The organism is Fictibacillus macauensis ZFHKF-1 (assembly GCF_000269865.1).
In the GTDB taxonomy this organism is placed as follows: Bacteria; Bacillota; Bacilli; order Bacillales; family Fictibacillaceae; genus Fictibacillus_C; species Fictibacillus_C macauensis.
On record NZ_AKKV01000043.1, the window covers coordinates 40624 to 51381 of the forward strand.

At 42.5% G+C, this 10758-nt stretch carries 11 protein-coding genes; 2 read left to right on the plus strand and 9 right to left on the minus strand.

Annotated features, from left to right (window positions below):
* Positions 1–19: 19 nt before the first annotated feature.
* Positions 20–1354: a CoA-disulfide reductase gene (locus A374_RS18500; RefSeq protein ID WP_007203777.1), complete on the plus strand. Its 1335-nt coding sequence runs from the start codon at positions 20–22 to the stop codon at positions 1352–1354.
* A 65-nt stretch (positions 1355–1419) separates the two neighbouring features.
* On the opposite strand, the gene A374_RS18505 is transcribed toward A374_RS18500, so the two are convergent.
* The 9 genes from A374_RS18505 to A374_RS18545 all read right to left on the minus strand — a co-directional run bounded on the left by A374_RS18505 (position 1420) and on the right by A374_RS18545 (position 9602).
* Positions 1420–1881 (minus strand): hypothetical protein, encoded by a 462-nt coding sequence (locus A374_RS18505; RefSeq protein WP_007203778.1) that lies wholly within the window; start codon positions 1879–1881, stop codon positions 1420–1422.
* 197 nt (positions 1882–2078) lie between these two features.
* Positions 2079–2699: a thymidine kinase gene (locus A374_RS18510; protein WP_007203779.1), complete on the minus strand. Its 621-nt coding sequence runs from the start codon at positions 2697–2699 to the stop codon at positions 2079–2081.
* Positions 2700–2833: 134 nt separating this feature from the next.
* The gene (locus tag A374_RS18515; RefSeq protein WP_007203780.1) at positions 2834–3079 is read right to left on the minus strand and encodes a type B 50S ribosomal protein L31; all 246 of its coding nucleotides are present in this window, start codon (positions 3077–3079) and stop codon (positions 2834–2836) included.
* A gap of 111 nt (positions 3080–3190) precedes the next feature.
* On the minus strand, positions 3191–4480 hold the full coding sequence (gene rho / locus A374_RS18520) for a transcription termination factor Rho (RefSeq protein ID WP_007203781.1): 1290 nt from the start codon (positions 4478–4480) through the stop codon (positions 3191–3193).
* 306 nt (positions 4481–4786) lie between these two features.
* A complete protein-coding gene (glpX, locus tag A374_RS18525) occupies positions 4787–5755 on the minus strand; it encodes a class II fructose-bisphosphatase (RefSeq protein WP_007203782.1) in 969 nt (322 codons plus the stop codon).
* A gap of 98 nt (positions 5756–5853) precedes the next feature.
* Positions 5854–7146 (minus strand): UDP-N-acetylglucosamine 1-carboxyvinyltransferase, encoded by a 1293-nt coding sequence (gene murA / locus A374_RS18530; RefSeq protein WP_007203783.1) that lies wholly within the window; start codon positions 7144–7146, stop codon positions 5854–5856.
* 142 nt (positions 7147–7288) lie between these two features.
* Positions 7289–7939 carry a fructose-6-phosphate aldolase gene (gene fsa, locus A374_RS18535; RefSeq protein WP_007203784.1) on the minus strand — a complete coding sequence of 217 codons (651 nt, stop codon included), beginning with the start codon at positions 7937–7939 and terminating at the stop codon, positions 7289–7291.
* Between the two features lie 210 nt (positions 7940–8149).
* Positions 8150–9013, minus strand: coding sequence for a class II fructose-1,6-bisphosphate aldolase (gene fba, locus A374_RS18540; RefSeq protein WP_007203785.1), 864 nt, complete (start codon positions 9011–9013; stop codon positions 8150–8152).
* Positions 9014–9230: 217 nt separating this feature from the next.
* A complete protein-coding gene (locus A374_RS18545; RefSeq protein WP_040340745.1) occupies positions 9231–9602 on the minus strand; it encodes a response regulator in 372 nt (123 codons plus the stop codon).
* Positions 9603–9742: 140 nt separating this feature from the next.
* Here A374_RS18545 and A374_RS18550 point away from each other — a divergent pair, with 140 nt between their 5' ends.
* Complete coding sequence (locus tag A374_RS18550) at positions 9743–10264, plus strand: DUF2529 family protein (protein ID WP_007203787.1); 522 nt, start codon at positions 9743–9745, stop codon at positions 10262–10264.
* The last annotated feature ends 494 nt before the right edge of the window (positions 10265–10758 follow it).

Sequence of the window (10758 nt, forward strand, 5' to 3'; positions counted from 1 at the left end):
AAGAAAGGGGACAGGTTATATGAAGTATTGCATTATTGGTGGCGATGCAGCTGGCATGAGTGCCGCTATGCAAATCGTCCGCCGTGATCCAGAGGCTACGATTACTGTATTTGAACGAGGTGACATCTACTCTTACGGTCAATGTGGCTTGCCTTATACTGTGAGCGGCTTAATTCCAAGTACGGACGATTTGATCGCTCGAAGCGTTGCTACATTTCGAGATCGTTATCACATCGATGCCCGAACGTGCCACGAAGTTAGAAGCATTGATTCTGAAGAAAAAAAAGTTGTTGGCGTACATACGAAAACGGGTGAAGCTTTCTTCCACTCGTACGATAAACTTCTTATCGCTAGTGGAGCAAGTCCTGTTATGCCAGAATGGGAAGGAAATCACCTGCCAGGCATTCACACAATCAAAACGATTCCTGACACGAATCGGCTAATAAACGACCTTACATCAGCGGTTAGAGAGGTTGTCATTATTGGCGGTGGCTATATTGGACTTGAAATGGCCGAAAACCTTCACGCATTAGGCAAAAACGTCACTATCATCCAACGCGGCAACCACCTTGGAAATATGTTTGATGAAGATATGGCACAATCCATTCATGATGAAGCAAAAAAACATGGCATTTCCGTCTACCTTCAAGAAGAGGTAAAACGCTTTAAGGGGCATGATCGCGTGCAGTTTGTTAAAACGAATAAACGCGATGTACCTGCCGATCTTGTCATTGTTGCTGTCGGCATTACGCCCAATGTTTCTTTTTTAAAAAACAACGATATTCATCTACATGACAATGGTGCGATTCTCGTCAATCATTATATGGAAACGAATCTAGAAGACATTTACGCTGCTGGCGACTGCGCTACACAGTATCATCTCGTTAAAGAAATGGATGATTATATTCCATTAGGTACACATGCAAATAAACAAGGACGAATTGCTGGGATCAATATGGCGGGTGGTCATCAAACGTTTAAAGGTGTTGTTGGCTCCTCCATCGTTAAATTTATGGATTTAGCACTAGGAAAGACGGGGATTAATGAGCGCGAAGCTAACGAGCTCCAGTTTTCTGTAGAAGCTATAACAACGGAAGCCAAAGACATTGCTGGCTACTATCCTGATGCAAAGCCACTCACCGTAAAACTGCTCTACAATAAAAGCAATCAGCGCCTACTTGGTGGACAAATTATCGGCTATCATGGCGTTGATAAACGGGTGGACGTCCTCGCTACAGCGCTCTATAACAAAATGGATTTTCATGAGTTGGAAGATCTAGATTTGTGCTATGCACCACCCTTTAATTCAGTTTGGGATCCGATTCAACAAGTCGCTAGACGCGCCAAAAATTAGCATGATAAAAACAGCAGCTGTTTGTGCGCATGCACAGACAAACTGCTGTTTTTTTGTACAGAAGGTTACACTTCATCCATGGTAACAGAGTACTTATAGCGAGGTACTGCTGCGTTCACTCCGTGTAAAATGTCTCGGCGCATCTTAGCCACTTTTCCATTCGAATAGCTGGACGGAACGTTAATATGAATGTGCGCGTAGTTACCATTAATGGTTACGATTTGCGGATTTATGCCTGATATGCTTACGACCTGCTCACGGATCTTATCTTGATCATCTGAGAGATCAAAGCGGGCCGTGTTCATTTTTTGATAATCGTGGGGATTTTTATTGGTTTCGTAGCTATAATTAAAATTCGGATTGTTTTTGGTGGCATGATAGTTCACAACGCCATGACCCCACAAATTATCGCGCATGTTCTTCGGCGATTCATTCGCCGTTGGTTCATAATGATCTTTATTTGTAAAAGAACAAGCCGTCAGCAATAGCATAGAACAAGCGCAAACTGTAAGCTTTTTTATCGGCATACAGAACACCTCCTGTATCTTTAGGGTTTGTGTTACAGGGGCAATTCATACATGTATGGCATGAAGCTAACTTTAAGAAACTCCCTTATAGAAAGTAGGATACAGACCGATATACCTTATGTGAGCTCTTTACAAAGAACAAAAAAATAACACCGCCGTCTCTCTTAAAAAAAGAAACACACAGTGTTATTTACTCTTTAGCGCTGCAAGCTATTTTCTATGGTTGCTTCCAGCTTACTCGGCTTTCCCGGCACTTCGTGGCAATGACGACAGCGCGGTTCATACGATTCAGATGCACCAACAAGAATAATCGGATCATGATAAGAAGCAGGACGACCATCAATGAGCCGTTGCGTACGACTAGCTGGTGAACCACAAACCATACAAATCGCATGAAGCTTCGTTACATCTTCACTTAGCGCCATAAGCTCTGGTACACGACCAAATGGCTCTCCTCGGAAGTCTTGGTCAAGGCCGGCAACAATGACGCGAATACCACGATCAGCAAGCGTCTGCACAACTTCAACCACATCTTCATCAAAAAACTGAACTTCATCTATAGCGACCACTTCAGTGTTAGGAGAAACATTTTTCAGAATATCAACCGAACGTCCGACTGGCTCAGCAATAACTGCTGTTCCGTTATGAGATACGACGGATTCTTCACTATAACGGTTATCAATAAGCGGCTTAAATACTTGAACATTTAGCTTTCCGTATTTGGCGCGTCGTACTCTGCGGATCAACTCTTCTGATTTTCCAGAAAACATGCTTCCGCAAATGACCTCCACCCAGCCATTGTGCTTCATAACATACATGTTTTTTTGTTCCCCTTCCTGCAATGGTTTTGGACTCTATTTATGACGCCGTTTCCTTAGAAACGAGCGATTTTACGCAACTTCTGCAAAAAAAAAGGAGCAAGAAGTTCTCTTGCCCTTGCAACTTACAAAAATTACTTGAGATTGTATTTCTTTTTGAAACGGTCAACACGTCCGCCGGCATCTGTGAATTTCTGACGACCAGTGTAGAATGGGTGAGTATCGGAACTTACGTCCACTTTTACTACAGGGTATGTGTTACCATCTTCCCATTCAATTGTTTCGTTAGAACTCATAGTAGAACCGGATAGGAACTTGTATCCACTACTTGCATCCATAAATACTACTTTTCTATACTCAGGATGTACATTTGGCTTCATTCGTTTCCACTCCTTCTGCCCTGAACCCTTTGGGAACAGAGTTAAAATAAGCACATAGCGATAGTATAACAGTCTGTTTCCTAATTTGCAACAGCAAACCGCTTAGATTTTTTACGTATTCGACAAAGACTTCACGCGCTTCGTGGATCCTGTCTTTTCCGCTTCAAACATCGTAAAGAACTCAGCATTATTAGCCGTTTTACGTAAACGCTTCATATAATTTTCTACAAAATCTGGAGAATCCACCATCGTTTTACGAATCGCCCATAACGATTCTAAATGATCTTTTTGAATGAGCATTTCTTCTTTACGCGTTCCTGATCGACGAATGTCGATTGCTGGGAAGATGCGACGCTCGGCAAGCTTACGATCTAAGTGAAGCTCCATATTTCCTGTTCCTTTAAACTCTTCATAGATGACATCATCCATACGAGAGCCTGTCTCAACAAGCGCAGTCGCAAGAATCGTTAAGCTACCACCTTCTTCGATGTTACGCGCCGCACCGAAAAATCGTTTCGGACGATGAAAGGCTGCCGGATCAATACCACCAGATAGTGTACGACCGCTCGGTGGAATAACAAGGTTATACGCACGTGCAAGACGTGTAATGCTATCTAATAGAATAACAACGTCTTTTTTGTGCTCAACAAGGCGCATCGCACGTTCTAATACAAGCTCAGCGACTTTAATATGGTTTTCTGGTACTTCATCAAACGTCGAGCTAACAACGTCACCTTTAACAGAACGTTCGATATCTGTTACTTCTTCCGGGCGCTCATCAATTAATAATACAATAAGCTCAGCATCCGGATGATTCGTTGTAATGCTATGCGCTACGTCTTTAAGCAAGCTTGTTTTCCCAGCTTTTGGTGGGGCAACAATCAAGCCACGTTGTCCAAAACCAACAGGTGCAAACATGTCAATAATTCGTGTTGATATGTTATATTGTCCTGTTTCAAGGACCATCTTCTTTTCCGGATAGAGCGCTGTCAAAGCAGGGAAATGAACACGTTCCTTCGCTGTATCAGGATCTTCTCCATTTACAGCTTCTACTTGTAATAAGCCATGATACCGTTCATTTTCTTTCGGTGGACGAACCTTACCAGATACTTTATCACCATTTCTTAAATCAAACCGACGAATTTGCGACGCAGAAATGTAAATATCTTGCGAGCTTGGTGAGTAATTAATCGGTCGTAAGAAACCAAATCCTTCATTTGGAATGACTTCAAGAATACCTTCCATAAATGAAAAGCCGTCTTTTTCTGCCTGCGCTTTTAAAATAGAGAACATTAACTCTCTTTTCGTTAATTTTCCGTAATACGGAACACGATATTGCTTAGCAAGTTCGTATAAATCTTTTAGTTTTTTATTTTCTAATTCAGCTAATACTAAACCCATAATGACACCACACTTTATTCTATTTTTTCTTAAAACATATTTCTGTAATGATCAATTGTTTGAAAATCGGGCGACAGAAATGAATAATAATAGGAAGGTAAAAAGAAGAAAATCGCTGAAGGAACAAACGTTTTATAATATAAAATAAAAGCACTTCATATTTTAACCACAAATTAACTATTTAATCAAGAGTATCTTCTTGAAAAATGACGAAATCCCTGCAAAAAAACTAGAAAAATAAAAAAACGCCAGACCTTCCTCCTCTTTTTAGTAAAACAGAAAGATCCGACGTGTTCATCTAAACCATTATGGCTTAATCACTAAGTCTGGTTTCTTTTTCAAACTGTGCGTTCCATCGATAAAGCGTACAGTACCTGATTTCGCACGCATAACAACTGAGTGAGTTGTCCCACTCGTTCCTGTGAAGCGAACTCCTTGCAAGAGTTCTCCATCTGTAACACCTGTCGCAGCGAAAATAGCGTCGTCGCCTTTAACGAGGTCTTCCATATGAAGGACTTTATCAACGTCTTCAATGCCCATCTCATGACAACGTTGTAATTCTTCATCGTTTTGAGGTAAGAGCTTCGCTTGAATTTCACCGCCGAGGCATTTAAGAGCAACAGCAGCAATAACGCCCTCGGGCGCTCCGCCTGAGCCGAATAAAATATCAACACCAGTATTTTCAAACGCTGTATTAATGGCAGCCGCTACATCGCCGTCTGAGATCAGCTTAATGCGCGCGCCAGCTTCACGAATTTCTTGAATTACTTTTGCATGACGTGGTCGATCTAGAATAACAGCTGTTACATCTTCAATGTCTTTGTTCTTTGCTTGTGCTACCGCACGAAGATTATCAATTGTCGGCGCATTAATGTCAATCTTGCCTACCGCTTCTGGTCCGACAGCGATTTTCTCCATATACATATCTGGAGCGTGTAGAAGGTTGCCATGATCTGCGACAGCAAGAACTGCTAACGCATTCCAAGATCCAGAAGCAACAATATTCGTTCCTTCTAGTGGGTCCACTGCGACGTCCACACGAGGACCATAGCCTGTACCGAGCTTTTCTCCAATGTACAGCATTGGCGCCTCATCCATTTCACCTTCTCCAATTACAACGGTTCCTTTCATCGGAATGGTATCAAATACATCACGCATTGCTGAAGTAGCAGCGTCATCCGCTTCATCCTTCTTACCGCGTCCCATCCAACGAGCAGAAGACAAGGCTGCTGCTTCTGTTACACGAACTAACTCCATTGACAAACTACGTTCCATTTCAAATTCCCCCTTTGTATCTAAAGCAACTTACTTTTCATTAGCTTTGAAGTTGTCACTCATTATATAGCGAGTCATTCTTTCAAGACAAGCCATGTCTACTTTTCAATTTCTTCCATCTCTTCAATGTCTAAATTTTCACGCCAAATTTTTGCACCAAGCCCAACAAGCTTGTCGACGAGAAATTCATAGCCACGATCAATATGCTCCAGCCCAGAAACTTCCGTAATGCCATCTGCCATGAGACCAGCAACGACAAGGGCCGCTCCTGCTCGCAGATCACTCGCTTTCACTTTGGCACCTTCTAGTCGACCTTTGCCATTAATGATGGCTGAACGTCCTTCTACCTTGACATGAGCACCCATGCGACGGAGTTCATCAATATGCTTAAAGCGAGCAGAGTAAATGGTATCTGTGACAATACTCGTTCCTTCTGCCTTCGTTAATAACGACGTAAAAGGCTGCTGCAAATCCGTTGGAAATCCAGGATATACTAACGTCTTAATATCTACGCTTTTTAACGTTCTACCGGTATTATGAATCAATACTTGATCATCTTTCGTTTCAATATGAACGCCCATTTCACGAAGCTTTGCAATAAGAGATTCTAAATGCAGCGGAATGACATTATCAATGACGACTTGTTGACCTACTGCTGCCGCTAAAATCATATATGTACCTGCTTCAATACGATCAGGTATGATGGAGTGACGACAGCCGTGTAAATGATCGACACCGTCAATGCGAATAACGTCTGTTCCTGCCCCTTTAATCTTTGCGCCCATGCTCGTAAGCAATGTGGCCACATCGATAATTTCAGGTTCTTTTGCTGCATTTTCAATAATCGTTTGCCCTTTAGCACGCACCGCAGCAAGCATAATATTAATTGTGGCTCCCACACTCACAACGTCCAAATAAATACGCGCACCGCGAAGTTCATCTGCACGTAAATAAATCGCACCTTGCTCGTTCGTTACCTTTGCTCCAAGTGCTTCGAATCCTTTTATATGCTGATCAATCGGCCGTGGACCAAGATTGCATCCGCCTGGCAAACCAATCACTGCTTTTTTAAAACGACCAAGCATTGCGCCCATTAAATAATAAGAAGCTCTCAGCTTTTTAACTTTGCCATTCGGTAATGGCATCGCAATCATTTTTTCCGGATTCACTGTAAGCGTTTGATTTTCATCCAATTCGGCTTCACCACCGATTTCTCTCAGCAAGTCTCGTAATAAACGGACGTCGGAAATGTTCGGTAGCTGATCAATGATGACTTGAGATTCTGCAAGAATGGTAGCCGGGATCAATGCAACCGCACTGTTTTTCGCACCACTAATATGGACGGTCCCTTCGAGAGGGTAGCCCCCTTCAATCATAAGCTTTTGTTCCATCGTTTGCTCCCTTCTGCATCAACAGTAAAACAAGCGAGTATTTTTTTGTAGTATTCTCTTCGTCTGGAAAATCATGTGTAAATATGAAAAAAACCCAAAACAAGCACCACATAAGGTGGTGCTTGAAATGGTTTTTAACTCATTATCCGCGGTTTTCTACTGCTTTCCAGTCTTCGAGGAAACGCTCGATACCAGAATCAGTTAGTGGGTGGTGCATAAGACCTTTGATAACTTTCAATGGAATTGTTGCAATGTGTGCACCGCGTAGTGCTGCTTCTGTTACGTGAACTGGGTGACGAACAGATGCTGCGATGATTTCAGTTGGTAGTTCATGGATCGCGAAGATTTGAGCAACTTGCTCAATTAGTGTTAAACCATCTTGTCCGATGTCATCAAGACGTCCAAGGAATGGAGAAACGTAAGTAGCACCAGCGCGTGCAGCAAGCAACGCTTGGTTCGCATTGAAGATCAACGTTACGTTTGTTTTGATACCAAGATCAGAGAAAGCTTTAACTGCTTTAAGACCTTCAGTTGTCATTGGTACTTTAACTGTAATGTTTGGTGCGATTGCAGCAAGTACTTTACCTTCTTCAATCATTTCGTCTGCTTTTAAAGAAATAACTTCAGCACTTACAGAACCTGGAACAAGTGCAGCGATTTCTTTAATGCGTGAATGGAAGTCAACGCCTTCTTTTGCGATTAGTGTTGGGTTTGTAGTTACCCCAGAAAGAATCCCAAGCTCGTGAGCTTCGCGGATTTCATCAATGTTTGCAGTATCGATAAAAAATTTCATGATTACTTCACTCCTATATTTTAAGTGGTTGTATAGACATTAGATGTCTAAATTCCCTTATTAGTTTTTCCACACAACAACTTTCTACCCGGTCCATATCTCTGTTTTACAACTTTCTGTTGCAAAAGTAAAGAAAACCGCCTTATGTGCGGAGGCGGTTGTTCTTTACAGAAAAAACAGACTTTTAGCTGCTTTTTCCTTACAACAAACTTACGCCTTGTTTGAAGAACCGAACTCACGCATTTTTGCTTTAACAGTCGCTAAAATAGCTTCGCGACCAGCAGTTAAGTACTTACGTGGATCGTATTTATCAGGGTTTGCAGCAATAAATTCATTTATTGCATTAAAAGACGAAATTTGGCTTTCAGTATTTACGTTAATTTTCGCTGTGCCAAGAGAGATGGCTTTTTGGATATCATGTGTAGGAATTCCAGTTCCACCATGTAGTACTAGAGGAACACCAGTAAGTTCATTAACTTCCTTCATGCGATCAAAACCAAGGTTTGGTTCACCTTTGTATGGTCCGTGTACGCTACCAAGTGCTGGAGCAAAACAGTCTACGCCCGTTTCACGAACGAGTTGATCACACTCTGAAGGGATTGCGTAAGCAGCATCTGCGTCATCTACGATTAAGTCATCTTCTTGTCCACCAATACGGCCAAGTTCTGCTTCTACAGAAACACCGTGGATGTGAGCAAGCTCTACCACTTTTTTCGTAAGCGCGATGTTTTCTTCAAGCGGGAAATGAGATCCGTCAATCATAACAGATGTAAATCCAGCATGAATCGCTTTTGCACAGTTTTCGAAGCTTGATCCATGATCTAAATGAATAGCTACAGGTACAGTAATGCTATACTCTTCCATCAATGCTTTTGTCATGGCAACAACAAGTTTAAATCCACCCATATAACGAGCAGCACCTTCTGATACACCAAGGATTACTGGAGAGTTTTCCTCTTGAGCTGCTTTAAGGATTGCTTGCGTAAACTCTAAGTTGTTAATGTTAAATTGACCGACAGCATATCCTTCTGCTTTTCCTTTTTCAAGCATTTCCTTCATTGAAACTAAAGGCATCTTACTTGTCCTCCCTTTACTATTGGCACACACAAAAAAACGAAAAAAGAATCACCCTGATCTTTTTCCCTGAATGCCGTATATTTAACATGATTTGATTCTAATTCCAAAACCTATTATAGCATATCAAGAGCACTTGAAAACCGCAATATACCTGCGTTTCTCACTGTAAACGCTACCATTGCCGTCTTCTCAAGGAATAATTATTTCCAATTCGTCATTTCGCGCTAAGTGGTAATTCTTTCCTAACTGCCGCGCGAATTTCATCAATATCAAACGGTTTAGCAAAATGCGTAATGGCACCAAGTTGAATGGCTTCATGAATCATATCTAATTCGCCATACGCTGTCATAATAATCACTTGAATGCTTTCATTCATTTTCTTCACACGTCGTAAAATTTCAAGACCATCCATTCCAGGAATCTTCATGTCTAAAATCACAAGATCTGGCGTTTCCTTCTCTACGATTGCTAGAGCTTGGACCCCATTCGCCGCCTGAAATGTTTCATATCCTTCTCTTTGGAAAATCTCATTTAACAGGATACGAATCCCGTACTGATCATCCACAATTAGAATTTTCCCCAACACGCTCACCTCTAACCATTTTTTTCGTACAACTATATCTTACCCTTCATTCGACCGCTAGGACATTAATTCCTGCTGTTTTATGTGAAATAAATCAAGATAAGGTATACTATAGGGGCTAATTTCATATTAAAGGAGTTCCTATGTTAAAAATATTTTCAACTCAACTACATGGCATCTTTCAAACCATTGCGGAAAAAAATGAATTCGCCATTGAAGATAGTGCGCGTATGATGGCGCAAACGATTTTGTCACACGGTCATATTTACGTGTATGGACGTAATGAGTTAGCTTCACTTTCCGCGCACGCTCTCTATAGCAACGAAGCACTTCCTGGCGTCGCGATGCTTCCCGACGATCTTACTACGATTACAGCGACCGATACCGTTTTAATCGCCGCTCCAACCAAAGAGGATGAGGAAGCAAATGAACGATTGCGGGCCATTAAAGCAACGTCTAATGCTTATGTGATTTTTCTAGCTGCCTCAAGCAATCGAGCACTAGAACATACAGGCGTCGATTCCTTCATCCAACTCTTTGCAACGAAAGGCCTTGTCCCGAATGAAGCAGGCGAGCGCGTCGGTTTACCGACGAGCATGGCCGCACTGTACGCCTATCATGCCCTTCATCTCACTACCCAAGAAATCTTGGAAGAATATGAATAACGTGCAGGATTTTGTCGGTAATTGACGAATCGTATTAAGGTGCCTAGAAAAATGGCAAACAAACGCCTCTTGCACACCCCTCCATTCAACAACAAACACCAACGACTACACTTCTTCTAAGAGAAGCTGCCGACTTACGGCAGCTTCTTTCTTGCTTGCGCTACAATCCATCGTAGGCATAGGTACGGGAACTGGGGGGGCATGCGCGCGAATTGAATGCTCTGGCGCGCGAACGAATCTGGTCTGAGCGCGATTTGGGGGCTCCTGCGCGCGAACGGACCTTGTCTGCGCGCGAATCGGGGGCTCCTGCGCGCGAACGAACCTGGTCTGCGCGCGAACGATCCCGGTCTGCGCGCGAATCGGGGGCTCCTGCGCGCGAACGAACGCGGTCTGCGCGCGAATCACTTTTTTCGCGATCATTTCATAGCTTGCACGCTTTTTTTACTCGTTTTTTGGGCGCATTCGCGGGCTTGGCGCTTGATTTGCTCTTTTTT

What these genes read in the sequence shown, in the direction of transcription:
- glpX (WP_007203782.1), bottom strand. Translation starts at nt 5,755, where the DNA reads ATGGAACGTAGTTTGTCAATGGAGTTAGTTCGTGTAACAGAAGCAGCA.
- A374_RS18550 (WP_007203787.1), top strand. Translation starts at nt 9,743, where the DNA reads ATGTTAAAAATATTTTCAACTCAACTACATGGCATCTTTCAAACCATT.
- A374_RS18515 (WP_007203780.1), bottom strand. Translation starts at nt 3,079, where the DNA reads ATGAAGCCAAATGTACATCCTGAGTATAGAAAAGTAGTATTTATGGAT.
- A374_RS18510 (WP_007203779.1), bottom strand. Translation starts at nt 2,699, where the DNA reads ATGTATGTTATGAAGCACAATGGCTGGGTGGAGGTCATTTGCGGAAGC.
- A374_RS18505 (WP_007203778.1), bottom strand. Translation starts at nt 1,881, where the DNA reads ATGCCGATAAAAAAGCTTACAGTTTGCGCTTGTTCTATGCTATTGCTG.
- fsa (WP_007203784.1), bottom strand. Translation starts at nt 7,939, where the DNA reads ATGAAATTTTTTATCGATACTGCAAACATTGATGAAATCCGCGAAGCT.
- murA (WP_007203783.1), bottom strand. Translation starts at nt 7,146, where the DNA reads ATGGAACAAAAGCTTATGATTGAAGGGGGCTACCCTCTCGAAGGGACC.
- A374_RS18500 (WP_007203777.1), top strand. Translation starts at nt 20, where the DNA reads ATGAAGTATTGCATTATTGGTGGCGATGCAGCTGGCATGAGTGCCGCT.
- fba (WP_007203785.1), bottom strand. Translation starts at nt 9,013, where the DNA reads ATGCCTTTAGTTTCAATGAAGGAAATGCTTGAAAAAGGAAAAGCAGAA.
- rho (WP_007203781.1), bottom strand. Translation starts at nt 4,480, where the DNA reads ATGGGTTTAGTATTAGCTGAATTAGAAAATAAAAAACTAAAAGATTTA.